Below are 24,487 nucleotides of genomic sequence, written 5' to 3' on the forward strand. Positions count from 1 at the left end.
ACACGCGGCAACGGATTCACCCGCCGGCGGCTTTGCGCGCCAATCCCTGGGAGAACTGCCGATAGAGCCTGCCGAGTGCGAGCCTGGTGAAAACTCGGGTGCCCGGCATTGGCAACCACGATCCTGACCAGGTGATGACCGTTCCGCCCTCCGCCGAGGGGGTGGGGTCGACGACGGCACGGTAGCCCACCAGCGGAAGTCCGGACATCAGTTCATAGCCGAAGCGACGACGCGGGGCCAGTTCAACGATGCGCTCCCTTGTCGTGAACCTGCACCCCAGGCGCCTGAACCGGAAGACCCGGACGGCGCCCACGCTTTCGCCGCCGTCACGGCCCTCCACCTCGAGGTCCACCGAGTCCACATCGATCCACGTCGGCCAACTCGACGCGTCACACAGCAGCGCGTAGACAGTTTCCGGGGTGGCGGCGGTGCGCGCTTGGGCAGCCGCGGATGCGGGAGGCATAGCTTTTCCTCCTATAGGAGTAAGTCTTACGATGATAGTTAAACGATGAAGGGAAGGGCATGGCGGAATCTCCACCGGTCACCGATGTCCACAAACAGTCACCGCGGGCACGACGGATGCAGCGCGGTCGGCGGGAACTGGCGCTGGAGGCCCTGAAGCAGTACGAGTTGAAGGGTTTCGCTCAGACCACGGTCGAAGACATCGCTATGGCCGCCGACTACGCGCCGAGCAGCTTCTTTCGCCACTTCGGAACGAAGGAGAACGCCGTCTTCTACGACATCGACGAGCGGATGACGTCGTATCGGGCGCTTCTCGCCGATCCGCCACCGGCGGGCGAGGGTTGGTCCCGCACCCGCGAGGTCCTCCTCGAGAACGCCGTCTACTGGCTGGAGTCGGATCCGGAGTTCGCGCCGGTGAGGACCCGGCTGTGCCATACCGAACCGGCGTTGCACAACCGCTTTCTCGAATACTGCGCCGAGGTGGAGGACATCATCAAGCAGGTGCTGGCCGCGGACCGAGGCCTGGACCCTGAGAGCGACATCGTCGCCGGGGTCGTCGCGGGCGCCGCCGTCGCGGCCTTCCGCACGGCACTGCGGGTATGGCTGGCCCACGGCGGAAGGGTCGTCGATCACTTGAGGACCGGGTTGGATGCCATGGAAGCCGGCCTGCCGCCGGGCCGGTACCGCTGAACCGGCCGTGTCCACCATCCGCTCAACTGCGAGAGTCACACTCTTGACAAGAGTGACTCTCACCAAAGAGAATCCTCACACTGGCATCAGCGCACGGGTGTGGAGGTGGATGTGGTCACCAAACCGGTGAAGTTCGGCTTGTTCGGGAACGAGTTCCCGCCGATGGACGCCGCGCTGGAGTCGTTCCGGCGAGCCGACAGGCAGGGATGGCAGTTCCTCGATTTGCCCGACCAGATCATGTCGACCCATCCACTCGGGATGCTCAAGGCGCCGGTGCCATCGGCGGACCCGGCCGCGCCGACAAGTTTCTACTCCGAGGCGTGGTTCGGTTCCATGGAGATGTGCGCAGCGGCATCGGTGCTCACGGAGAACCTCGAGATCCTGCTTGCCGTGATCGACCCGTTGCGGCGCAGTCCTGCGGTGATGGCGCAGGAAATGATGACGCTGCAACACATGTCCAAGGGCCGCATGACATTCGCGATCGGGGCCGGCGAGGAAAAGCAATTCAAACCGTTCGGCGAGGTCCGCACCAAGCCGTTCACACGGTTGGAGGAGGCCGCGGCGATCTGGCAGACGCTGTGGCAGTCCGGGGGTGAGCCGGTTACGCGCGAATCCGAATTCTGGCCGCTCACGGATGCGATCTTCCCGATTCCGGCGTGGGAGGGTGGCCCGCCGCAGCTGCTGTTCGTCGGCGGTGGCCCCCGAATCCAGCGGCTGGCCGGAACGATCGGCAACGGCTGGCTGACGTACCTGCCGGGCGGGTCCGGCAACGACAACGCCTGGTTGGCCGATTACATCCGCGGCATCAGAGAGCACGCGGAAAAGGCCGGACACGATCCCGAACCGCTGCGCTTCAACGCCCAGGTGGTGACGGTCCTCGCCGAAGACGATAAGACCGCCTGGGAACTCGCCCGCCACCCCAACCCCGGCTGGATCGCCGTCACCGCCGCCAGCATCGACGCCAGCAAAACCTGGGAGAAGTGGGGTTTCGAACACCCGTTGGGCAATTTCAACTGGGCGCAGGACATCAACCCGATGCTGGCCACGCCGGAGCGTGTCGCCGAGATGACGGCGGGGATCCCCGAACAGGTCACCGACTTCGCCCTGGTGTGGGGCGGACCGCAACGCGTTGCCGGCCGAGTGCAGGAGATGATCGACGCCGGTATCAACGAGGTCAGCTTCTTCAACATGGCGGCCAGTGCCGACCCCGAATACGGCCGCCATTGGACCGAGCAGATCTCCCAGGTGATCACGCTGCTCGGCGGAGAACGGCTGCGGCCATGACATTCACGAACAAGGTAGCGCTGGTCACCGGCGCAGCATCGGGCATTGGGCGCGGGGTCGCCACCATCCTGGCCGCAGCGGGGGCCACCGTCATGGTCAGCGACATCGATGCGGAAGGGGCCGCCGCCGTCGCCGACGATCTCGAACGCGCACACCCGATTCGCTGTGACGTCGGGGAACCCGAGGATGTCCACCACACGGTGCAGGCGACGGTCGAACGGTTCGGCCGGCTGGACATCCTGGTCAACAATGCGGGGATGGAGGTGACCACACCACTGGTCGAGACCACCCCGGATCAACTCGCAAACATCCTGCGCGTCAATATCGTCGGCGTATTCAACGGCATCCGGTACGCAGCACCACCGATGGCCGAGGGCGGCGGCGGCGCCATCGTGTCCGTCGCGTCGGCGGCTGGGCTTCGCGGGGTCCCGTTGATGTCTGCCTACGGCGCCACCAAAGCTGCCGTCATCAACCTCACGCAGTCGGCTGCGTTGGAGTTGCGACCGGCGAATATCCGGGTCAACTGCGTGTGCCCCGGCCTCATCGCGACACCGATGATGGACCAGATGAAGTCCCGTTTTGAGGCCCTCTCGCCGGTACCGATCAACGAGCTGGTTGCCGCGAAACAAGGTCGCATGGGCGAACCGGCCTACATCGCGCGCGCCGTCGCCTACCTCGCTTCGGATGCGGCGGAATTCGTCAGCGGCGTCGCGCTGCCCGTCGACAATGCGATGGCGGCAAGCCTGTTCTGAGCGCTGGTGCGACCGATCGGCGGAGCACACTGGTTATTCGATGCTCCCGTCTTGCGGATATCCATCGTTTCCGTATAGCATACGGAAACGATTCGCGCCGCCCGATCGCGGCGGTACGGCGTTTGGCGGCCCGGTGGCTCACGCCGCCGCGCTGGTAACCGATCGGGCGCCGAAACCTCGACTAGGAGATAAAGCTGTGACCATCAACGAAAAGTCCACCGACACCGCCCTTGCGCCCGTCGCCGAGGACATGAGCGCCTTCGTTATCGCCGGTGCGGTGACCTCCCAGCAGGAGGAGTCCGAGTACGACACCGTGTCCCGCACACCGGCGCAAGGAATCCAGGACGGCGTGGATGCCGAACGCCTCGGCTTTCGCCGCGTCTGGCTGTCCGAGCGCATCGACATCAAATGGTCCGACGTGATCCTGTCCGGCATCGCCGCCCGCACTTCCCGCCTTGAGGTGTGCACGGGTGTCATTGACCCAACCACCCGACACCCGTGGACCGCCGCCGCGTTCGGCGCCACCATGCAAGCCTGCTACGGGGAACGCTTCATCATGGGTCTGGGCCGCGGTGACAACGGCTATTTCAAAGGCACTGGCATCCAAATGGCGACCTTTCGTCAAATGTATGACTACACCGACATTTTGCGCGACCTATGGGCCGGAAAGCACGTCACCTACGACGGACCGGTGGGGACCTTCGAAGACCTCTCCTTCGCGGAGAGCTACCACGGCGCTCCTCCCCCGATCTGGTTCGGTGGATTCTGCGGTCCCGCCGGCGCCCGATACGCCGCTGCAAAAGCCGACGGAGTGATCCTCATCCCCATGATGAACCCGACCGCCGTTGCCGAAGCCAAGGCCCGAATCGTCGAAGCCTGCGAGCAAATCGGCCGTGATCCCAACTCGATCCGTGTCGGTGCCCTGGTCGTAACAGCGCCCAACCTAGCCGATTTCGAAGCACGTGCGATCGCACACGGACGGATGGTCACCTACCTGCAGTACCCCCGCTATGGCGAGCAGTTGTGCACTGCGAACGGCTGGGATCTGGGCTTGCTGGACAAGATCCGCAACCACAAGCGGTTCGCGAACATCTCGCAGGTCGCCGACAGAGAGTTCCAGCGCCACGAGATGATGGATGTCGCCAGCGTTATTCCCGACGAGTACATGTGGGACTGCAGTGCGATCGGAACGGTCGACGAGTGCGTCACCAATCTCCAGCGGTTCATCGATGCGGGAGCCGACGAGATCGTCACCTACGGATCGACGCCGGCGCAGAACGCCGAATTGGTGGCCGCCTGGCGTGACCGAGACCGTTGACGGTCCCCGGCCCGGCTCGTCGGCCCGGGCGCCCCTCGTTGCTGACCCCGAGCCAGGTTGCACACGCGGCCTTCGACCTTGTCGACGCGGAAGGTCCCGGTGCCCTGACGATTGCCCGGCTGGCCAAGGAACTCGGCGTCCGGCCGATGACGATCTACGGCTACGCGGCGTCCAAGGACGAGATCGTCACCATGGTCGCCGACCTGCTGCTGGCGGATCTACCGCCGGTCGACCTACGCCAACGCTGGCAGACGGTGTTGGAAAAGGTGTTCTTGTCCATCTACCGCCGATTCCTCGACCACCGCAACGTCACCCTGGCGGTCGCCGATGCACCGGTATTCGGTCGCGCCCAGGCTGAGGTGATCGAACGGGTGCTGATGCGGCTGCACCGGGCCGGATTCAGTCCCGAGGAGGCATTCCATCTGCAGCGCACCCTGGCCACCTACACGTTGGGGTTCGCGATCTTTGCCATCGTCGAGTCGAGGGCCGGCGCCGACCGGCCGCGCGCCGCCTGGTCACATCTCGACGTGTCCGAATTCCCCCACCTGTCGGCGGTGTCCACACTGTTCGGAACCGAGGTTACCGAGGCACAGTACCTGCGCGGATTGTGTCGGATCATCGGTGACTGACTCCGTCTGATGTACCGGGCCAGTGCTGCAGGGTGTCGACGTAGAGCTGACGGACCTCCGCGATACGCTCGTCCAACTCCGCGACGGTCCACCCGTCAACGGCGATGGGCCGCAGCACGGCAACGTCGACGCTGCCGGATCTGAGCGTCTTGGAGTGCCGGTCCCCGATCGCCTCCGCGTTGCGGATCACGATGGGTACGATCGGTATCCCGGCCGCCATCGCGATGCGGAACGGACCCTTTTTGAACGCGCCGACGGCACGCCCGTCCGCACGGGTGCCCTCGGGCGCAATGATCACCGAGATGCCCCTGCGGGCCAGCGCTTCGACCTTGCGCAAACCCTCGACCGACCGCTGGGGATCATCACGATCGATGAACGCCGCGTCCACGAACCTCCCGATCGTGCCCGCGACCGGGTCGTTCTCGAGTTCCTTCTTGCCCACCGCCGTCCAGTCATCACGAACAAGGGCCGCGGCTATGAACACATCGAAGCTGTTGCGGTGATTAAAGATAAACACGGCCGGACGCTGGGACCTCAAGTTCTCTGCGCCGAACGTACGGATGCTCACGCCGCCGGTCGTCAACATCAACTGCGGCCAGGTCGACGTGAAGAAGTTCACGCCACGGCGTCTGTCACCGGTGAGCAGACCTATCCCGACGGCACCCGCGGCGACTGGGACCAGCGATCCAAGACCGACGAATGTGCGCAACTGCGCCAGCGGGCTATCACCCATGACCCACCACGAGCTAACCGCCCGCCGAACCGAGGGCCCGACCGACAATGGAGACAAAGGAGACACATCCTCCCGGCCGGCCGCCGAGGTTGTGGGTCAACGCCGTACGTGGGTCGGGCAGCTGGCGGTCACCGGCCTGTCCGCGGAACTGCAGCCAGGCTTCGTAGAGCATCCGCAGACCGCTGGCGCCGACCGGGTGGCCGAATGACTTGAGGCCGCCGTCCGGGTTCACCGGGAGCCGCCCCTCGGCGTCAAAGTCACCGCCCAGCACGTCCTTCCACGCGTGCCCGGGCTCGGAGAAGCCGAGGTCTTCCATCAGCACGAGCTCGGTGGGGGTGAAGCAATCATGCACCTCCGCCATCGAGAGCTCGATACTGGGACGATCGATACCGGCTTGGGCGTACGCGTCACGGGCCGACCGGACCACTTCGGGGAAGGTGGTGAAGTCGAAATCGGGATCCATGGAGCCCCGCGTTGATCCGGCCACCAGAGAGAGTGCTTTGACATACATCGGGGAGTCCGTGTAGTCACCGGCACGCTCGGCCGGCACAATCAGCGCACACGCCGCACCGTCGGAAACCCCCGAGCAATCAAATACGCCCAGCCGGCCCGCCACTTTCGGCGCGTTGGCAATGGTCTCCTTGGTCACCGGGGAACGGAACTGCGCCTTGGGGTTCCGCGCGCCGTTGGTATGGTTCTTCCAGGCGATATGAGTCATCGCCTCGCGCATCTCGTCGGGATGCACACTGTGCTTGGCGCAATACGCCGGATCCAACAACGAGAACGCCGCGGGCGCGGTGAGCGACAATTCAGGTGCGGTTCCGTCGCTGGGCGGGTCCGCACGCAACAGGCCGGAGAAACCCGAATCCTTGAGCTTCTCGACACCGACCGCCATCACCGCGTCATACGCCCCGGCAGCCACCGCGTAACAGGCGTTGCGGAACGCCTCCGACCCGGTAGCGCAATAATTCTCGACGCGAGTGACCGGCTTGCCCTCAGTACCCAACGCGCGGCTCAATGTCAGGCCGGACTGCCCAGAGCCGAGTGTGCCCAGCCAGTAGGCGTCGACATCATCCTTACCCAGCCCGGATACCGATCCCAGACATTCGCCAACTGCTTCGAGGATCAGGTCCTCGGTCGAACTGTCCCAACGCTCTCCGAACCGGGTACAGCCCATCCCGACAACCGCTACCCGGTCGGTAATGCCGTGGCTTGTCATCGGGCCTCCACTCCGGCGTCGTCGAGCAGACGCGCCTTCCAGAAGTAGTCGTGTACCCCACCGGCGGTGAACAACCGGCGGAAGGTGAAACCGACCCGCGTGCCAACGCGCAGCCGGTCTGGTTCGGCATCAGCGATCTCGAGAGTGCACCGGCCACCGCCGTCAACGTCGATAACCGCTTGCACCACCGGCGGCGACGGTGAGTATGCCAGGTGGTCCACCGTGTAGGTGGCCACCGTGCCGTGCAGTGTCGCGATCTGCGCCCGGTGCATGTGGTCGGCGGTGCCGCATCTCCGGCATACACGCACGGGTGGTAGGTGCACGAACTGACATTCAGCGCATTGAGTCCCGGTGAAGCCAAACTTCCACTGCTCGGCCCGTGCCGACGGTGGCGCCGCGGGACGATCCGGTTCTGGGCGCCGCGGCGGCTCCATCTCGACCAGACCGCGCCAAGAAAGATAGGTGAGGTGTTGCACCGGTAGACCATCTGCGAGTTGCTCGCCGACCCGATGTTGTTGTCGATTGCGCGGCAGCTCGGCGGTGGTGCGCCACAGTACAGCGTCGCAGCCGTCAACCGCGGAAAGCACCAGGATTGTCTCGCCCGCATCCGCGGTGTCGAGCACCGAGCACAGGGCGATGGCCGCATCGCTCGCCCCTGCGAACCCAATCGGCGAGGTGACGGTCGACTTCAGCCCTTTCACCAGCTTTCCGGCCCGTTTGACGATCGCGGGATTGGGACAGGCGAGCACGACGTGGTCGACGCCAGACAATCCGCTGTCGCCGAGCATGCGGTCGAAGGCGCCGCCGATCAGCGCAGCATATCGTTCGGCACCGAAGCGCTCCTCCCACTGCTCACCGGTGATCGAAGACGGTTGCCGCCAGCGGTCGAGGAACTCCGCCGTCAGCGATGTCGTACCCACCATCTCGGCGATGGCGGGACCATCGTCGAACAGCAGCGCCGTCGCACCGTCACCGCCCCGCTTTTCGTCGAGCGAACCCGGCCGGCCCACCCGCACATCGGCCGATACCGCAACGCCGCCGGTCGATGCCGCAGCTCGGCAGGCCGCGATCCAGCTCCGCCCGGTACCGCAGAGGTCTGCAGCGAACCCACCGACCGGCAAGCCCAGCGCGGAATGTATCGCGGTGGCGTTGGTCTTATCGGCATAAGCCGGGCTGCTGGTGGCGAAATACAGATTTTCGGGGGGCCGGTTCCCCCTTGTCGCGGCGGCGGCCGCGGCCACCGCCATGGTGGTGCTGTCCTCGTCGAACGAGGCCACGATCCGGTCCTTGGGCAATCGGTACCGCGGTAGGTAGGCGGCGTAGCCGATTAAAGCAGCGGTCATGACGTCGGCCCGCGGAATAGTGCGGCAATGCCCTGACCGCCGCCAATGCACATCGTTTCCAGCGCGAACCCGCCGCCCCGACGGCGCAGCTCGTGCAGCATCGTCGTGAGAATTCGCACCCCGGTGGCGCCAATCGGATGGCCCAGCGAGATACCCGACCCGTTGACGTTGAGCCGATCGTCAACATCGCCCAGCTTAACGCCCCACCCGTCCAGCACCGCGAGTACCTGGACGGCAAACGCCTCGTTCACTTCAATCAGAGCCAGATCGTCGAAACCGAAATTAGTTCGGCTGAAGAGCTTTTCGACCGCACCGACCGGGCCGATGCCCATCCGGGAGGGCTCACAGCCGACGGCGGCCCAGCCCTCCAGATAGCCAAGGGGTTGCAGCCCCAGCTTGTCGAGCCGATCTTCGGCTACCACCAAGCAGGCGGCGGCGGCATCGTTCTGCTGGCTGGAATTGCCGGCAGTCACCGTCCCCTCCGGCACGATGGTGCGCAGCCGCGCCAAGGTCTCCGGTGTGCTGTCGGGCCGGACGCCCTCGTCGCGATCAAACACCACGGCATCACCACGGCGCTGGGGTACTTCTATGGCAACGATCTCGTCGTCGAACAGACCCGAGTCCTGCGCCGCGGCGGCTCGCTGGTGGCTACGGGCCGCGAACGCGTCGGCCGCGTTGCGATCGATGCTGTAGTCCGAGGCTAGGTTCTCTGCCGTTTCGATCATCCCGCTGATCTGACCGAATCGCCATATGGGCTGCGACATCTCGCGGCCCCGATCGAGCCGGTCGTACAGTACCTGGTTACCAGATCGGGCTCCCCACCGGACGCTGGTGGTGTAATGCTCGATGTTGCTCATCGATTCCACACCACCGGCCAAGACTACGTCGGCCGCGCCCGTCTGCACCATCATCGCGGCAGTGACCACCGCCTGAAGGCCACCGCCACAACGCCGGTCGATCTGCAGGCCGGGCACGCCTACCGGCAGCCCGGCGTTCAGCGCCGCCCACCGGCCGATGCAGGGCGCCTCGGAATTGGCGTATGACTGGGCGAATACGACATCGTCCACGAGCTCGGGATGGGCACCGCTGCGTTGCAGCACCGCCTCGATGACGCGGCTTGCCAAATCCTCGGCACGGAGCGGCTGAAGCGTCCCGCCGAAAGTACCGACCGCCGTGCGCAGCGGAGCTACGATCGCGGCGCGCCTCATGCGTCACCCCGCCACCGGTCGGCCGACGGATCAAGCAGGCTGCTCAGATGATCTTGCTGCAGCCAGATGATCGTCTCCAGTTCCAGCGCATCCAGATACCGAACCCGCCCGCTGCGCAGGTCCTCGAGACGCAGCCGCGGAGAGTTCCCTTCGGTGTCGAAATTCACTGATACCTCAGCGAACTCACTTCCGATCACCGGACCGATGCCCGGCATGTCGATGCTGTCGCTCCCACCAAACTCGATAGACATGAATCCTCAGATCAGGAAACTGAGCGTGGGCAGGGGCTTGTCATTGTCCACCAGGACAACTTTCTTGTACGTCAGCCGCAAAGAGCCGTCTACACGGCGCAACCGATACGTGGTGCGTCCTCCCCACAGGTTGTTGTCGCGGTCCCGTGATTCAAGCACCAGAAAATTAGCCGCCAACTCGAGGTCGATACCGCCTTCAGGATTAGCCCTACCGCCTAGGAACTCGATGTTGGACAGCAATCTGCGTAGGTTCGACGGCGGTGCCTGGGCATGACGCTTTCCGGTCCGCACCTGCTTGAGCCGGGTGGAGATCCGGCTGCGGTTGTCGTAGATCACTGACATCTGCCGCAGCGGGTCGTCCGTCGAGGCGACCGGAACCCAGTACAGTGCGTCATCGGTCCACAACGCCTCCCACGCGTCATAGTTCAACTCGTCGGCATACCGGGCCTCGCGGTACAGGAATTGTTCGACTTCCCAGCGGTCGAAGTCCTCGGGTACGGGTCCCAGATCCTGAACGGCTGCGGCAGTGGCGGTCATGGCTGCTCCATCAGTGTCTTGTAGTGCGACCAGAATCCGCGCATCCCGGTTTCATCGGTGGCCGCCCCGACCGTGAATCCGTTCTCGTCGACGCTTTCACGGTTGAGCCCGCGGCGGACGTCGAGCCATTCCGGCTCCAGTGATTCGATGCCGCGCTGGTTGCGCTCGTACATCTCGGTGTCATCAGCCAGCAGCATGCCGGCCGGCCCCACCGAACCCATGCACTGCGAGACCATCCGCGTGTTGAGTTCGTGCCCCTCCGCCAGCTGAATCGCGGTCGAGAATTGGATACATTCACCGACCGCAACCGGTTGGATATTGAACACCTGGATCTCGGCGATGAATAGGTTCGGGAAGATCATCACGTGCGGGCCGCCCTCGATAAGGATCTGCTCAGCCTCCGGGCCGTAGCGTTCGCGCATCGCGGCAACGTAGTCCGGAACCCGTGCCTCGGTGGTGCCAAACCACCGCATCGGCTCGCCGAACTTGCGGAACTCCGGCCGCAGGTCGTTTTCGCTGTGACCGTTGCCCAGATCGCGGGTGACGGCGGTGGACGAGTCGCTGTACAGGGCACCGATGGGACTGCCCGTGACACCGAAGATGGATCCATGCACGAATTGTGGGTGGTAACCATCGGTTTCGTTCTCGGCCAGCAGCTTCCAGTTGGCCCGCGTCTTATGCTGCAGCCATCCGGCGGTGAGCTCCACCCTGCCTGCCGGCGACAATCGGGCTAGCCGGTCGATCTCACCGGCGGCGGCGCCCAGGTGTTCGACCAGACTCGGTCCGTCGTGAGCGAAGCTACCGAAAACGAAACCGTGATAGGAGTCGACCCGCGGCACCCGACCCAAGTTCAAGTCAAGTTTGCGTTCGCCATAGCCCTTGAAGAATGGGAAACCGATGAGCTCGCCGTCGTTGCGGAAGGTCCAGCCATGGTACGGGCAGCGAAACGTCGACGAGTTTCCCTTGGCGTCGTGACAGACCTGATTGCCGCGGTGGGCGCAGCGGTTCAGCAAGAGGTGCAGCTGACCGTCGCGGCCGCGGGTCATGATCACTTCCTGCGGCCCGAGCCGCCTGCGGACATAATCGCCCGGCTGCGCTACCTCGCTTTCGTGTCCCACGAAGACCCAGGTGCGGTACCAGATTTTGCTTACTTCTTCGGCGAAGATGCTGGGATCGGTGTACAACGACCCGTGGACTTTGTCGCGCCTGATCAGCCGGTCATAGCGGGTTTGGGTTTCGATCGCCGAGCTCACAATCGCGCTCCTCTCTTTGAGCCGAACAACGGAGGGCGTTTGTCACGGAAGGCGGCGACGCCCTCGGCAAAGTCATCTGTGTCGAAAAGCTGGGACTGATAGGCCGCCTCGCGCTGCAGCATCTCAAACGGGTTAGCCGTGCCCGATTCGGACAGCAGCGTCTTGATCACCCCATAAGCGGCTGCGGGGCCGTCGGCCAGCCGCTCGGCGTCCCGACACGCGGAATCCAGCGACTCGCCGGGTTCGACCACCGCGTCGACCAACCCGAACTCCAGCGCCTCCGCCGCCGAAAGGGATCTGGGAAACAAGAGCATCTGCCGCGCCCGCGCCATCCCGACCCGTGCCGGCAATGAGACGAAGGTGCCCATGTCGCCGGCGAGGCCGACGTTCGTGAACGTCGTCGCGAACTTCGCGTCACGGGCGGCGACGACGCGATCGCACGCGGCCGCCAGCGCCGTTCCGGCGCCGAATGCGGACCCTTCAACCGCCGCCAACACCGGCTTAGGCGTATTCCAAATCGCGCGAATCACCCGCTGCGCCAGCTCGGCGCGCTCGATCGCGCGATCGACGGGCATCCGCTCCATGGTGGTGATATCACCACCAGAGCAAAATGCCGGGCCGGCGCCGGTGATGACTATGGCATGGATCTCTTGGTCGGAGCCTGCTGCCTCGATCGCCTGAGCGAGCGCGACGCGCAGCTCGAGATCGATGGCGTTGCGCTTCTCAGGACGGCTCAACGTGATGGTGCGCACCGCGCCGTTGTCGTTGATAAGAACTGTGCTGGCGGTCATTGGAACCTCGGCTTGCGGTGTTCGATGACGGCTCGTAAGCCCTCGAGCGCGTCATCAGTGCCAGACAACTCGGACACTGTGCGTGCCTCCTCAGCCAGCCGCTGCTCCACCGACGCTCCGACTCCACTCCACACCAGCCGCTTGGTCGCCGACAGCGCACCGGTAGGCAATGCGGTCAGCGATGCCGCGATTTCGGCCGTCCGGTCCGCCAATGCATCGTCCGACACGACCTCGGTGACCAGCCCGATATCGCGCGCTTCGACGGCGGACAGTGTCGGATTGGTCAGGAGGATGCGCAGCGCCTGGCGCAGTCCAACCAGCTGGGTCAGTGTCACCGACGAACCACCGTCGGGGGCCATCCCGACCCGCACCGCGCCGGAAAAGAACTTGGCCGAGTCCGCGGCGACCACGATATCGGATGCGCATACCAGTCCCAATCCGCCGCCGCCCGCCGCGAATCCCTGGACCGCAGTCACCACGGGGACCCGGAGCTGGATCAGCGCCGCAGTGGCCAATTGCAGCCACGCGGTGGCCTCGCGCAGATAGTCGGGCAGATCGGCACCCTTGGACTCGAAGGTGTGGACGTCGCCGCCTGCACAGAAGTTTCGGCCTTCGCCGGTCAGCAGCACCACCCTCGCCCGCGGATCGGCGTGGCAGCGCAGGATCTCCTCATGCAGGGCCCTCAGCAACTCCACGTTCATGCCGTTGGACACAGCGGGCCGGTTCAGCCGTAGCCGCGCGATCCCGTCGTCGTCAACGTTCAAGGTAACCGGCGCAGTTGCGCTGGCGGTTGTCATCAACTCTCACCTTTCTCAGCGAACGCATTGATCGCGCGCTCCCCGGTCTGGCCGCTGATATGCGCGACAACAGCGTCGCTCTCGTCGTTCAAGCCAACCGCTAGGGATCTCCCCAGGCCCGCATATACCAGCCGCTTGATCGTGGTCACCGCCGAGCGTTGCCGGCCAGCCAATCTTGACACGAATTGCTCCACCCCTTCGTTGAATTCGGAAGGTGCGAAACTGCGGTAGGCCAGGCCGTATCGGACAGCTTCTTGTCCCGACATCCGGTCACCGCTAAGCAAGATGCCCAACGCTTGCTGGCGTCCCACCAATCGCGGCATCCGCTGGGTGCTGCCACCACCGGGGATCATGCCGAAGTTGATGTGGTTGTCCGCGATTCGGGCGTCGTCACTGACCAGAACGACATCGGCGGACTGCATCAGCTCGAAGCCACCGGCCATTGCGACACCTTCGACCGCCGCCACGACCGGCACATCGACGTTAGCAATGGCCTCACAGGCACGCCGGAAAGCGATGAAAAGCGACCGTAGCTCATCGGGACCATCTGAACGCAGGCGTTGCACCTCATTGAAATCGCCGCCAGCGCAAAAGTTCCCGCCTAGCCCCCGGATGAGGACCACGTTGGCCCTCGGATCATTGCCCAAGTCGAGGATCGCGCGCTCCAATTCTCGACCGAGTGCGACAGTGATTGCATTCATCTGGCCCGGGCGATTGAGTGCGATCCGCCCCACGCCGTCGGTGATGGTGTGCAGAACGGTGCTCACATGAACCGTCCGCCGCCGACTTCGAGTACCGTCCCCGTGACATAACTGGACAGCTCCGAGGCCAGGAAGACCACCGCACCGGCCACCTCGGCGGGCTCCCCGGCCCGCTTCATCGGCACAGCCGCCTCGCGCTCGGCGAAGATCTCCGGCGGCATCGCCGCAGTCATCGGCGTCCGGATCAGCCCCGGCTGAATCGCATTCACCCGGACGTTGTGATGTGCCACCTCTTTGGCCGCGGCCTTGGTCAACCCGACGATGCCAGCCTTAGCCGCACTGTAGTTGGTTTGCCCCGGATTGCCCGACTTGCCAGACAGTGAGGAGATGTTGACGATGCTGCCCGACTTTTGCTCCCGCATCACCGCCGATGCCTCTCGCACACCGAGCCAGGCGCCTCGCAGGTGCACCCGTACCACCGTGTCGAAGTCTTCGACCGACATTTTCTTCAACGACGCGTCGCGGGTGATACCAGCGTTGTTGACGAACACATCCAGACGACCCAGGTCGGTCGTGACACCGGTGACCAGGTCGTGCATCTGCTCGGGTGAGGTGACATCGCAGGCCACACCGGTTCCGCCGACATCGGTAGCCGCCTCACCGGCCAGGTCGCTGTTGATGTCGGCCAGAATCACCCGGGCGCCATGGGTGACGAGGGTGCGCGCGATCTCCCGACCAATGCCCTGGCCAGCGCCCGTCACGACAGCAACACGCTCCGCGAGCAACAGCTCTGTCATGCTCCTCCGTTCCGCCGCTCAATATTTCTAATCTAGGTTAAACTACGTCCGCAGTGGCCACAAGCAGGCTCCAGGAAGGGAGCAGTGATGGATCTGGGATTGACCGAGGCACGGGTCGTGGTTACCGGCGGCGCGTCGAACATCGGCCGCGGGATCGTACACGAGTTCGCCGCCGAAGGTGCCCGTATTGTGATCAGCGATATCGACGGGCCGCAGGCGGAGAAAGTTCGCACCGAGGCACTGAACCTGGGCGCCCCGGCGGTTGAACTCGCGATCACAGATCTGACGACGCCGACCGGGGCCGACACCGCGATCGGGCGCAGCATCGAAGCCTGGGGCGGCATTGACGTCCTGGTGAACAACGCCGGCTGGAGCGTGCCCGGCTTCATCGCGAGTGATACCGACCGCGAGAAATGGCAACGGACCATCGAGATCAATCTGTTCAGCGCGATCGCCGCCACCCAGGCCGCCCTCGGTCCGATGAAGGAGGCCGGAGGGGGCTCGATCGTTTTCATTGCTAGCGACGCTGCTTTCGGCCAAATTCGGCAGGGTGTCTATGGTGCATCGAAAGCAGCAATGGTCGCCTTAGCCCGCACGACCGCCCGCGAACATGGACGTCACGGGATCCGATCCAACATTGTGTGTCCGGGTCTGGTTATCCCCGAGGGCCCCGATGCGGTGGGTTCCGCGAGCCTGTGGGCGGTCGGCCAAGATGCGGTCTTCAACCAAAACCAGATCGATTACATGATCAAGGACACGCCGTTGCGGCGGCTCACCACGGCCGAGGATGTCGGACGCGTTGTGCTGTGGTTCTCCTCGCCGCGGGCCGCCCGCCAGGTCACCGGCCAGCTGGTCTCGGTCAGCGGCGGATACACAATGCCGTAACGGCCGGTCCCACCCTGTCGTCGCTCCGTCGGCGGTGAACCGTATTATTAAACGATGCCTAAAAAACCACGGGATAAGGCTGGTGCGCGCTCCGTCAAGCAGGATTCCAAGTACGCCCGCACGCGCGCCCGCATCCTTGATGCCGCGGCGCATATCCTCAGCGTCAAAGGTTATGCGGGTACCCGCCTGTCCGACGTCGCGGAGCAAGCTCAAATTCAGGCACCGGCGATTTATTACTACTTCCCGTCCCGCGACGATCTGATCGAAGAGGTGCTGCATTGCGGCATCGCCGATATGAGCAGGTATCTCCAGGAGGTTCTCGACGCGCTACCTCCTGAAACGTCGCCGATGGATCGCATCCTGACCGCGGTCGAGGCCCATTTACGCCACGAGCTGGAGCTATCCGACTACACAACCGCATCGATCCGCAATTCCGGGCAGGTTCCAGAAAAGCTGCGCAAGCGCCAAATGAAGGAGGAGGCGCGCTACGGGATGATCTGGCGCCGGTTGTTCGACAATGCCGCTGCCGATGGTCAAATCCGGCCCGACCTCGATCCGCGCCTGGCCCAGTTGCTGGCGCTGGGAGCCCTGAACTGGACAGCTGAGTGGTGGGACCCCCGAAGGGGCTCGGTCGATGCGGTCGTGCGAAACGCCCAGACGCTGGTCCGTCATGGTCTGAGCCAAGCCCCCGAAGAACCGGCTGTTAGGCCGCGGAAGAAGAGGAGTTCCGCGACCCGACCCTAGCGATGTAGGTCATGGACCCTCGATCGCACCGCCCGGCACCGTTTGGGTCCATGTTTTGATTCTATGTTAAATTATGTCCTATGGCTGAGGCATACATAGTTGACGCGGTTCGCACCGCGGTGGGGAAGCGTGGCGGTGGACTCGCCGGGGAACACCCGGCGGATATGGCCGCCCACGTGATCACCACACTCGTCACCAGGAACGACTTTGATCCCGCGGCGATCGATGACGTGATCTTGGGCTGTCTAGACAACATCGGTTCGCAGGCCGGCGATATCGCCCGTACCGCAGCGCTCGCGGCAGGCCTGCCCGACTCGGTACCCGGAGTCACCATCGATCGGCAATGCGGATCAGCCCAGCAGGCTGTGCATTTCGCTGCGCAGGCGGTGATGAGTGGTACCGCGGATCTCATCATCGCCGGCGGTGTGCAGAAGATGAGCCAGTTCCCGATCCTCAGCGCGTTCGGTGCGGGAGAGCCGTACGGCTCGACCGATCCGTGGACCGGATGCCGAGGGTGGGAAGCGCGCTTCGGCACCCAGGAGATCTCCCAGTTCCGCGGTGCCGAACTCATCGCCGAACAATGGAGGCTCAGCCGCGAAGACAACGAACGGTTCGCGCTGACCAGTCACCAACGTGCCGTCGCCGCGATTGTCGACGGTCGCTATGAGCGCGAGATCACCCCGTACGCCGGTGTCAGCGTCGACGAAGGCCCCCGCGCCGATACCTCGCTGGAGAAAATGGCAGCTCTACCGACCTTGGTCGAAGGGGGTGTACTGACCGCCGCGGTCGCAAGCCAGATCTCCGACGGTGCCGCAGCGCTGCTAGTGGCCTCACCGGATGCCGTCAACCGGTTCGGCCTGACGCCCCGCGCCCGCGTCCACCACATGTCGGTACGCGGCGCCGACCCGGTGATGGTGCTGACCGCCCCGATCCCGGCCACCCAGCACGCACTCAAGCGCACCGGGCTGTCCATCGACGACATCGACCTCGTCGAGATCAACGAAGCATTTGCTCCTGTCGTCCTGTCCTGGCTGGCCGAACTCGGTGCCGACCCGGACCGCGTCAACGTCAACGGCGGAGCCATCGCGCTGGGCCACCCGATCGGCTGCACCGGTGCACGCCTGATGACGTCGCTGCTACACGAGTTGGAGCGAACCGGCGGGCGGTACGGGCTGCAGACCATGTGCGAGGGGGGCGGGCAGGCCAACGTGACAATCATCGAACGGCTCTAGATCATGCGCCGCGAACTATATGGCTCCGACCACGACGCCTACCGAGAGACGGTCCGGGAATTCCTGGCGCGTGAAGTCGTCCCTCACCAACACGCCTGGGATCGTGATCGGTGGATCGATCGCTCGGTGTTCGCACGAGCTGCCAAGGCCGGGATCTACGCGCTGCAGATCGATGAACGCTATGGTGGCTCGAGTGAATCTGACTACCGCTACCGCATGGTGGTGTGCGAGGAAGTAGCGCGAATCAACGCGTTGTCGTTTGGTCTGACAGTCAGCCTGCAGGACGATCTTGTGCTGCACTATCTGTTGGACCTGACCAATGAGGAACAGCGGCAGCGCTGGCTGCCCGGTTTCGCGTCGGGTGAACTGATCGGCGCGTTGGCGATGACCGAGCCCGGCACCGGCAGCGACCTGCGCAACATCCGCACCAGCGGCCACCGGGACGGTGACCGCTGGATTCTCAACGGCCAGAAGACGTTCATCTCCAGCGGCATCATGGCCGACGTCGTGGTGGTCGCGGCCCGCACCGACCCCGCCGGTGGATCCGGTGCGTTCAGCCTGTTCGTAGTCGAGCGCGACACGCCCGGATTCGAACGAGGCCGCAAGCTCGACAAGATCGGGCTGCCGGGGCAGGACACCGCCGAGCTGTACTTCCTGGACGCCCAGGTGCCGCAGGAAAACCTGCTCGGCGAGGAAGGCCGCGGACTGCAATATTTGATGAGTCACCTGCCGCGCGAACGGCTCGGGGTGACAGCCATGGCGATGGCCACGTCCCGCGCGATCTTCGATCTCACCGTCGACTACTGCCGCCAGCGCACCGCCTTTGGCCAACCGCTGACCGCCCTACAGAACACCCGATTCGAACTAGCAGACATGGCTACCGAAATCGACATCGCCGAAGCCTACGTCGACAAGTCGGTACTGGCGTTCAACGCGGGTGAACTGGCCCCCGTCGACGCCGCCAAGGGCAAATGGTACGTCAGCGAACTGCAGAAACGAGTGATCGACCGCTGTCTGCAGCTGCACGGCGGGTACGGCTACATGGCGGAGTACCCCGTCGCGCGAGCCTTTCTGGACACCCGGGTACAGACCATATACGGCGGCACCACCGAAATCATGAAAGAGATCATCGGTCGCGACATCGCGGCCGGGTAGCCACCCAGCGCGTGCCGAGGCGCGGTCAGAAACGGAAGCCGATCTGGGCGGGGACGTCGCTGACGAACGCGGCGTCCAGGCGGGCGAGCAGCTCGGGATCCTTGCAGCGCAACCGGTGTGCGGCCGCCAGCGCCGCCGCGTGGTGCGCACCCAGATACAGGCTGCCCAGCACATCGAGGTCCATCGCGACGTCCACCGGGTCGTCGGTGGGGGTGCAACGGGCGCGGCCGTCGCGGATCTGCAGCGCGAACCGGCCGCCGTCGCCGCGGAACCCGTCGGCGACCTCGATCACCGCCGACAAGTCGGCGGCGTAGCTGCGGGCCTGCAGGGCGGCGGGCACATCCATGATCCGCAGCCACAGCGCGTCGTGGCGGGCGCTGGTGCGGGCCAGCCGGGTGTCGGTCAACAGGTACGGCAACGGGTCGTCGGGGTGGGTGGCGATCGTGACCGTCCGCATCAAGTCCAGCCCGAGCAGCGTGCGCCACAACGCGGTGTGCGCGTCGGCGGTGACCGCCCGGAACTCGCCGACCTGCACCGTCTTCGGGTCGGTGCCGTGCACCCGGTACAGCACATAGCCGTCGGGATGCAGCAACGCGAACCAGGCGGTGCCGCCGCCCCGGGTGCTCTCCCGGTCGGTGAGCAGGTCGTCCCACAGCGCCGCTGGGCGCGCGAGCCCGCCGGGGGTGCGCCGACGCCAGCGGTCGAAAATCGCCGCCAACGCGTCGCGCTGCTCGGCGGGTTTGACCAGCCGGACCCCGCCCGGGTCCGGGGCGTCGGGATGGAACCGGGCAAACCGGCGGTCCAGGGTCAGCTCGTGGTCGATGGTGGCCGGCCCGTAGCCGAACCGGCCGTAAATGCCGCCCTCACTGGCCGTCAGGGCCGCCATCGGGTACCCCGAATCGGCGATGCGCCGGTGCAATTCGTCATACATGGCCCGCAGCACACCCCGGCGGCGGTGGGTGGGGGCCACGACCACGCCGCTGACCCCGGCGGTCGGCAGCACCGCCCCGCCGGGCACGGTCAGCTCCAGATCCACATACAGCGCCACGCCGACGACGTCGTCGCCGTCGCAGGCCACCACCGCGCCGTCGGACGGGATCAGGGTTCGGAAGGCGCCGACCTGCCCCGGGTCCAAGAACACCCCGAAGCCGGTGGCGTCCAACAGCAAGATCTTCGGCCAGTCGTCGTCGGTCGGGGTGCGCAGGGTCAGGGGACTCACGAACTTCGACGGTGCCACAATCGGCGACGCACCGCATCCGAATAAGCTGGGCGGACCACCGTCGCCGAGGAGCCTCATGACCGTCAATCCCCCGCTGCGCGTAATCCAGTGGACCACCGGCAACATCGGCCGCCGCTCGCTGCACGCGATCATCGGCCGACCCGATATGGAGTTGGTCGGGGTGTACGCGCACGGCGCCGACAAGGTCGGGGTGGACGCCGCCGAGCTGGCGGGCTGGCCTCAGCCCACCGGGGTGACGGCCACCAACGACATCGACGCGCTGCTGGCGCTGCGGCCCGACGCGTGTTGCTACAACCCGCTGTGGCCCAACATCGACGAGCTGGTCCGGTTGTTGGAGGCCGGCGTCAACGTGTGCTCCAGCGCGGCCTGGATCACCGGCGGCAAGCAGACCCCCGCCGACCGTCAGCGCATCCTGGCCGCCTGCCAGGCCGGGCGGTCGACCATGTTCGGCAGCGGGGCGCATCCGGGCATCACGAACATGGTCGGCATGGTGCTGTCCGGTGCCTGCGAGCGGGTCGACGAGATCCGGATCACCGAGTCGGTGGACTGCTCCACCTACGAATCGGCGGGCACCATGACCGCGATGGGGTTCTCCCAGCATCCTGACACCGCGGGGCTGGCCGAAAGTGTGCGCCGCGAAAGCGAAGTCTTCGCCGAGGCCGCGGCGGTGATGGCCGACGCGATCGGCGCACAGCTGGACAAGATGACCTTCGACGTGCAATTCACGCCCGCCACCGGCGACACCGACCTGGGCTTCATGCGGATTCCGGCCGGGACCGTCGCCAGCGTCTACGGGTATCACCGCGGCTGGGTCGGTGAGCGCAACGTGGTCAGCGTCGGCTTCAACTGGATCATGGGTGATCAGGTGACGCCGCCCAAACCGGTGGCCGACGGCCACGTGATTCAGGTGTTCGGGCTGCCAAACATGCGCACCGTCATTCACTGCCTGCCGCCGAAGGACTGGAGCGAGCCCGGTTTCGGCGGGCTGGGCGGCATCTACACCGCGATGCCGGTCACCAACGCGGTCCCGGCGGTGGTGGCCGCCGAGCCCGGCATCGTCACGCTGGCCGACCTACCGCCGATCACAGGCCGGGTCGCGGGCTAGCGCGCGGCGGGGGCGTCGGCGTCCAGGTCGACGCAGACCGCCAGCGCACCCTGGCCGACGTGCAGCGCCAGCACCGGGCCCAGGTCGGTGACGATCGCCGGCGGGCAGGCCGGCAGCCGCTCGGCGAGCGCCGCCGCGACCTGATCGGCCCCATCCGGGTTGGCGACGTGGTGCACGGCCAGCGCCGCCGACCGGTCGCCGACGATTTCGCTGACCCGGTCGATCATCGCCGCCACCGACTTGCTGGCGGTGCGGATCCGTTGCGCCAGCACGAGTTTGCCCTCGTCGATGCGCAGCAGCGGCTTGAGGGACAGCGCGGTGCCCAGCCATGCGGCGGCGCTGCCGATCCGTCCGCTGCGCCGCAGGTTGTCCAGCCGGTGCACGACGATGTAGCCGTGGCTGCGGCCCACCGCCGCCGACGCCGCGGCCGCGACGGTGTCCACGTCGGCGCCGTCGGCCGCCGCCCGCGCGGCGGCCAGGGCCACGAAACCGGTTGCCATCGCGGTGGTTTTGGAGTCGACGACCCGCACCGCGGCACCCAGGTCGGCCGCCGCCGTTTCGGCGGCGGCCAGCGTCCCCGACAACGCCGCCGACAGGTGCACCGCCACCACGCCGTCACCGCCGCTGTCCGCCAGCGCCTGGCGGTAGGCGGCCCGCAGTTCGTCCGGGGTGGCCGCGGCGGTGGTCACATGCTCGTGCTGGTGGATGTCGTCGGGCACCGGGTCGACGCCGTCGCGCAGGTCGGCGCCGTCGAGCAGGATATGCAGCGGCACCACCCGGATTCCCCAGGTGTCCCGCAGGTCGGCCGGCAACCGCGACGCCGAGTCGGTGACCACCACGACGGTCATCGGCGCCCTGGGACCCCGGCCTGGGCCAGCGCCTTGAGCATCAATTCGGCGACGGCCTGGTGTGCTTCGAAGTTCCAGTGGATGCCGTCGGGGTTACCGCGGCCACTGAGTACCTCATCACCCACCGCCGCCTTAAGGTCCACCAGCGGAATGTCGTGCTGCTGCGCCCATTCGGTGATCGCGGCCGCCGTCCCGGCCCGCCCGTGGTGGGCCTTGCCGTACGTCTCGGCGATGTGCACCGACGGCAGTGACGCCACGATCGGGATGCCCGGCCGGTTGAAATCCAGTGCGCCGCGGGTCTCTTCGAGATACTGGGCGGTCAGATGCGGCGGCAGCGCCGAGCGCGCCGCCGGGGACAGCCGCGGCTGCAGCCAGCCGTAGCCGTCGCGCACCCAGCGCCGCAGCCGGGGTGGGCGCACGTAGCGGATCAGTTCGCGCAGCGCGGTCGGCAACACCGACGGCAGCGAGTCCATCCCGCCGGTGGCGAAGATCACCGCACCCGCCCGCGGCAGCGCCGCCCAGGCCCGGGGGTCCTGGGTGGCCGCCCACCACACGTCGCGGCAGGTCCAGCCGATCCGGCCGATCAGCTCGACGTCCCAGCCGAGTTCGGCCGCGACCAGGTTCGGCCAGATCCGCGGGTCGTCGGCGGGCAGCCCGCCGGTCGGCCCGTAGTAGGCCAGCGAGTCGGCGAAGATCAGCAGCGTGGGCCGCAGGTCAGAGGACATCGTTGGCAACCTGGGCCGAGGCGTTCCATACGTCGAGGCGCCAGCGAATGTCGGCGAGGTCCGCGTCGTCGGCGGAGTGCCCGGACAGCTGCGTCCAGCTGGCGTTGCCCATCCCGCCCAGTGCCGGCCAGTTGGCGACCGGGAGCCCCAGCAGCTCGGCGGTCAGCGCGGCGATCAGCCCCCCGTGGGTCACCAGCACCACCGGGCGGCCAGGCTCGTCGCTGCCCCACTCCGGCTCGGCGGCCACCAGTTCGGCGACCAGCGGCCGGCTGCGCGCCGCCACGTCGATCCTGCTCTCCCCGCCGTGCGGCGCCCAGGCGGCGTCCTCGCGCCAGGCCAGCCGGGCGCCGGGCGCGGCGGCGTCGACCTGGTCGTGGGTCAGGCCCTGCCAATCGCCCAGGTGGGTTTCGCGTAGCCGGGTGTCGACCCGCACCGGCAACCCGGTGCGCTCCCCCAGTTTTTCCGCGGTGTCGTCGGCGCGACGCAGGTCCGACGACACGATCAGCAACGGTTGACGTTTGCTGAGCACTTCGGCGGCGGCGACGGCCTGGACGTGGCCCAGCTCGCTCAACTCGGTATCCAGCTGGCCCTGCATCCGGCTGGCGGCATTGAACTCGGTTTGCCCGTGGCGGAGCATGACCAGGCGGCGCACCCTCATGGTGTGGCCTCGGAATCGTCGGGGCCTACCGTCAGGTCCACCTCGATGACCGGGCAGTCGCGCCACAGCCGGTCCAAGGCGTAGAAGTCGCGTTCGTCTTGGTGCTGGATGTGCACGACGATGTCGACGTAGTCCAGCAGCGTCCACCGGCCGGCGCGGGTGCCTTCGCGGCGGGCCGGCTTGTAGCCCGCCCGGCGCATCTTCTCCTCGACCTCGTCGACGATGGCGTTGACCTGCCGCTCGTTGGAGGCCGAGGCGATGACGAAGCAGTCGGTGATGACCAGCTGCCCGGAGACGTCGATGACGACGACGTCGTCGGCGAGTTTGGCGGCGGCGGCCCGGGCGGCGACGGTCGCCATGTCGACGGCGTCTGCGGTGGCGGTCATGTGTGGTCTCCGGTGGTGGCGTCGGCTTTCAGGTACAGCCGCCGCTTGGACACGTACTGCACCACCCCGTCGGGCACCAGGTACCAGATCGGCCGGCACTGTTGGGCGCGACGCCGGCAGTCCGTCGACGAGATCGCCAACGCGGGCACCTCGACCAGGGTCAACGTGTCGTCGGGCAGCTTGCCCAGCACGTCGTTGAGGTGGTCGCCGTTGAGCTCGTAGCCGGGCCGGCTCACCCCGACGAACCGCGCCATGGAGAACAGTTCCTTCCAGTCCTGCCAGGTCAGGATGGAGGCCAGCGCGTCGGCGCCGGTGATGAAGTACAGGTCGGTGTCGGGGTTGACCGCGCGCAGATCGCGCAGGGTGTCCATGGTGTAGGTGGGGCCGCCGCGGTCGATGTCGACCCGGCTCACCGAGAACCGGGGGTTGGCGGCGGTGGCGATCACCGTCATCAGGTAGCGGTCCTCGGCGGGCGTGACCGAGCGCCCCTTCTGCCACGGTTGGCCGGTCGGCACGAACACGACCTCGTCCAGCTCGAACAGGTCGGCGACCTCGCTGGCGGCGACCAGGTGGCCGTTATGGATGGGGTCGAACGTCCCACCCATCACACCCAGCCTGCGCCGCCGTTTTTGCACGATAGGCCAGCTTACTGGAGCGCTCCCCGTCCCCCGCGAGCGTGCGTAGTAAGAGAGTTATGACGCGTGTTGGCGAAGAAAGTGGCGTTTTTCTAGGAGATGGCGACGT

General features: G+C 66.1%; 27 protein-coding genes and 1 pseudogene. 10 read left to right on the forward strand and 18 right to left on the reverse strand.

Annotated elements, in window-relative coordinates; all coding sequences use genetic code 11:
* Nucleotides 1-16: 16 nt before the first annotated feature.
* Nucleotides 17-463 (reverse strand): SRPBCC family protein, encoded by a 447-nt coding sequence (locus ACAG26_RS20645; RefSeq protein ID WP_370484933.1) that lies wholly within the window; start codon nt 461-463, stop codon nt 17-19.
* Nucleotides 464-522: 59 nt separating this feature from the next.
* On the opposite strand from ACAG26_RS20645, the gene ACAG26_RS20650 reads away from it, so the two are divergent.
* The 5 genes from ACAG26_RS20650 to ACAG26_RS20670 all read left to right on the forward strand — a co-directional run bounded on the left by ACAG26_RS20650 (nt 523) and on the right by ACAG26_RS20670 (nt 5,135).
* Nucleotides 523-1,152, forward strand: a complete 630-nt coding sequence (locus tag ACAG26_RS20650) for a TetR/AcrR family transcriptional regulator (RefSeq protein ID WP_370484934.1) — start codon at nt 523-525, stop codon at nt 1,150-1,152.
* A 105-nt stretch (nt 1,153-1,257) separates the two neighbouring features.
* Nucleotides 1,258-2,436: an LLM class flavin-dependent oxidoreductase gene (locus tag ACAG26_RS20655; RefSeq protein WP_370484935.1), complete on the forward strand. Its 1,179-nt coding sequence runs from the start codon at nt 1,258-1,260 to the stop codon at nt 2,434-2,436.
* Nucleotides 2,433-3,188 (forward strand): SDR family NAD(P)-dependent oxidoreductase, encoded by a 756-nt coding sequence (locus tag ACAG26_RS20660; protein ID WP_370484960.1) that lies wholly within the window; start codon nt 2,433-2,435, stop codon nt 3,186-3,188. The genes ACAG26_RS20655 and ACAG26_RS20660 overlap by 4 nt, the downstream gene beginning before the upstream one ends.
* 196 nt (nt 3,189-3,384) lie before the next feature.
* Nucleotides 3,385-4,506 carry a TIGR03857 family LLM class F420-dependent oxidoreductase gene (locus ACAG26_RS20665; RefSeq protein ID WP_370484936.1) on the forward strand — a complete coding sequence of 374 codons (1,122 nt, stop codon included), beginning with the start codon at nt 3,385-3,387 and terminating at the stop codon, nt 4,504-4,506.
* Between the two features lie 38 nt (nt 4,507-4,544).
* A complete protein-coding gene (locus ACAG26_RS20670) occupies nt 4,545-5,135 on the forward strand; it encodes a TetR/AcrR family transcriptional regulator C-terminal domain-containing protein (RefSeq protein WP_370484937.1) in 591 nt (196 codons plus the stop codon).
* Between the two features lie 16 nt (nt 5,136-5,151).
* On the opposite strand, the pseudogene ACAG26_RS20675 reads toward ACAG26_RS20670, so the two are convergent.
* The 11 genes and pseudogenes from ACAG26_RS20675 to fabG all read right to left on the reverse strand — a co-directional run.
* Nucleotides 5,152-5,865 (reverse strand): annotated as a pseudogene (locus ACAG26_RS20675) (lysophospholipid acyltransferase family protein); the annotation flags it as partial.
* Nucleotides 5,866-5,881: 16 nt separating this feature from the next.
* On the reverse strand, nt 5,882-7,087 hold the full coding sequence (locus ACAG26_RS20680; protein ID WP_370484938.1) for an acetyl-CoA acetyltransferase: 1,206 nt from the start codon (nt 7,085-7,087) through the stop codon (nt 5,882-5,884).
* On the reverse strand, nt 7,084-8,430 hold the full coding sequence (locus ACAG26_RS20685) for an OB-fold domain-containing protein (protein WP_370484939.1): 1,347 nt from the start codon (nt 8,428-8,430) through the stop codon (nt 7,084-7,086). The genes ACAG26_RS20680 and ACAG26_RS20685 overlap by 4 nt, the downstream gene beginning before the upstream one ends.
* Nucleotides 8,427-9,638, reverse strand: a complete 1,212-nt coding sequence (locus ACAG26_RS20690; protein WP_370484940.1) for an acetyl-CoA C-acetyltransferase — start codon at nt 9,636-9,638, stop codon at nt 8,427-8,429. Before ACAG26_RS20690 ends, ACAG26_RS20685 begins: the two co-directional genes overlap by 4 nt.
* Complete coding sequence (locus ACAG26_RS20695; protein WP_071022990.1) at nt 9,635-9,889, reverse strand: hypothetical protein; 255 nt, start codon at nt 9,887-9,889, stop codon at nt 9,635-9,637. Before ACAG26_RS20695 ends, ACAG26_RS20690 begins: the two co-directional genes overlap by 4 nt.
* A gap of 6 nt (nt 9,890-9,895) precedes the next feature.
* Nucleotides 9,896-10,426, reverse strand: a complete 531-nt coding sequence (locus ACAG26_RS20700) for an aromatic-ring-hydroxylating dioxygenase subunit beta (protein ID WP_370484941.1) — start codon at nt 10,424-10,426, stop codon at nt 9,896-9,898.
* Nucleotides 10,423-11,682 (reverse strand): Rieske 2Fe-2S domain-containing protein, encoded by a 1,260-nt coding sequence (locus tag ACAG26_RS20705; protein ID WP_370484961.1) that lies wholly within the window; start codon nt 11,680-11,682, stop codon nt 10,423-10,425. Before ACAG26_RS20705 ends, ACAG26_RS20700 begins: the two co-directional genes overlap by 4 nt.
* Complete coding sequence (locus tag ACAG26_RS20710) at nt 11,676-12,470, reverse strand: enoyl-CoA hydratase/isomerase family protein (protein WP_370484942.1); 795 nt, start codon at nt 12,468-12,470, stop codon at nt 11,676-11,678. The genes ACAG26_RS20705 and ACAG26_RS20710 overlap by 7 nt, the downstream gene beginning before the upstream one ends.
* Entirely contained in the window at nt 12,467-13,267 is an 801-nt protein-coding gene (locus tag ACAG26_RS20715) for an enoyl-CoA hydratase/isomerase family protein (RefSeq protein WP_370484943.1), read from the reverse strand. The genes ACAG26_RS20710 and ACAG26_RS20715 overlap by 4 nt, the downstream gene beginning before the upstream one ends.
* Nucleotides 13,267-14,034, reverse strand: a complete 768-nt coding sequence (locus tag ACAG26_RS20720; protein WP_370484944.1) for an enoyl-CoA hydratase/isomerase family protein — start codon at nt 14,032-14,034, stop codon at nt 13,267-13,269. Before ACAG26_RS20720 ends, ACAG26_RS20715 begins: the two co-directional genes overlap by 1 nt.
* On the reverse strand, nt 14,031-14,765 hold the full coding sequence (gene fabG / locus ACAG26_RS20725) for a 3-oxoacyl-ACP reductase FabG (protein ID WP_370484945.1): 735 nt from the start codon (nt 14,763-14,765) through the stop codon (nt 14,031-14,033). Before fabG ends, ACAG26_RS20720 begins: the two co-directional genes overlap by 4 nt.
* Before the next feature lie 87 nt (nt 14,766-14,852).
* On the opposite strand from fabG, the gene ACAG26_RS20730 reads away from it, so the two are divergent.
* The 4 genes from ACAG26_RS20730 (at nt 14,853) to ACAG26_RS20745 (ending at nt 18,781) form a co-directional block, all read left to right on the forward strand.
* Nucleotides 14,853-15,650 carry an SDR family NAD(P)-dependent oxidoreductase gene (locus ACAG26_RS20730; protein ID WP_370484946.1) on the forward strand — a complete coding sequence of 266 codons (798 nt, stop codon included), beginning with the start codon at nt 14,853-14,855 and terminating at the stop codon, nt 15,648-15,650.
* Between the two features lie 54 nt (nt 15,651-15,704).
* The gene (locus ACAG26_RS20735; protein ID WP_370484947.1) at nt 15,705-16,394 is read left to right on the forward strand and encodes a TetR/AcrR family transcriptional regulator; all 690 of its coding nucleotides are present in this window, start codon (nt 15,705-15,707) and stop codon (nt 16,392-16,394) included.
* Nucleotides 16,395-16,474: 80 nt separating this feature from the next.
* Nucleotides 16,475-17,626, forward strand: a complete 1,152-nt coding sequence (locus tag ACAG26_RS20740) for an acetyl-CoA C-acetyltransferase (RefSeq protein WP_370484948.1) — start codon at nt 16,475-16,477, stop codon at nt 17,624-17,626.
* Between the two features lie 3 nt (nt 17,627-17,629).
* Complete coding sequence (locus ACAG26_RS20745) at nt 17,630-18,781, forward strand: acyl-CoA dehydrogenase family protein (RefSeq protein ID WP_370484949.1); 1,152 nt, start codon at nt 17,630-17,632, stop codon at nt 18,779-18,781.
* Nucleotides 18,782-18,806: 25 nt separating this feature from the next.
* Here ACAG26_RS20745 and ACAG26_RS20750 read toward each other — a convergent pair whose 3' ends face one another.
* Entirely contained in the window at nt 18,807-19,991 is a 1,185-nt protein-coding gene (locus tag ACAG26_RS20750; RefSeq protein WP_370484962.1) for an enhanced intracellular survival protein Eis, read from the reverse strand.
* An 85-nt stretch (nt 19,992-20,076) separates the two neighbouring features.
* On the opposite strand from ACAG26_RS20750, the gene ACAG26_RS20755 reads away from it, so the two are divergent.
* On the forward strand, nt 20,077-21,126 hold the full coding sequence (locus ACAG26_RS20755; protein ID WP_370484950.1) for a dihydrodipicolinate reductase: 1,050 nt from the start codon (nt 20,077-20,079) through the stop codon (nt 21,124-21,126).
* Here the strand turns inward: ACAG26_RS20755 and ACAG26_RS20760 are convergent.
* Genes ACAG26_RS20760 through nadD form a run of 5 tightly spaced genes read right to left on the reverse strand, consistent with a single transcriptional unit; the run spans nt 21,123 to nt 24,348 of the window.
* Nucleotides 21,123-21,974, reverse strand: coding sequence for a DegV family protein (locus ACAG26_RS20760; RefSeq protein WP_370484951.1), 852 nt, complete (start codon nt 21,972-21,974; stop codon nt 21,123-21,125). The two genes, ACAG26_RS20755 and ACAG26_RS20760, sit on opposite strands and share 4 nt — an antisense overlap.
* Nucleotides 21,971-22,699 (reverse strand): diglucosylglycerate octanoyltransferase, encoded by a 729-nt coding sequence (gene octT / locus ACAG26_RS20765; RefSeq protein WP_370484952.1) that lies wholly within the window; start codon nt 22,697-22,699, stop codon nt 21,971-21,973. The genes ACAG26_RS20760 and octT overlap by 4 nt, the downstream gene beginning before the upstream one ends.
* Complete coding sequence (gene gpgP, locus ACAG26_RS20770) at nt 22,689-23,357, reverse strand: glucosyl-3-phosphoglycerate phosphatase (RefSeq protein WP_370484953.1); 669 nt, start codon at nt 23,355-23,357, stop codon at nt 22,689-22,691. The genes octT and gpgP overlap by 11 nt, the downstream gene beginning before the upstream one ends.
* Nucleotides 23,354-23,743, reverse strand: a complete 390-nt coding sequence (rsfS, locus tag ACAG26_RS20775) for a ribosome silencing factor (RefSeq protein WP_370484954.1) — start codon at nt 23,741-23,743, stop codon at nt 23,354-23,356. The genes gpgP and rsfS overlap by 4 nt, the downstream gene beginning before the upstream one ends.
* Nucleotides 23,740-24,348 carry a nicotinate-nucleotide adenylyltransferase gene (gene nadD / locus ACAG26_RS20780; RefSeq protein ID WP_370484955.1) on the reverse strand — a complete coding sequence of 203 codons (609 nt, stop codon included), beginning with the start codon at nt 24,346-24,348 and terminating at the stop codon, nt 23,740-23,742. Before nadD ends, rsfS begins: the two co-directional genes overlap by 4 nt.
* Nucleotides 24,349-24,487: the final 139 nt, after the last annotated feature.

Source organism: Mycobacterium sp. pUA109 (assembly GCF_041287095.1).
In the GTDB taxonomy this organism is placed as follows: domain Bacteria; phylum Actinomycetota; class Actinomycetes; order Mycobacteriales; family Mycobacteriaceae; genus Mycobacterium.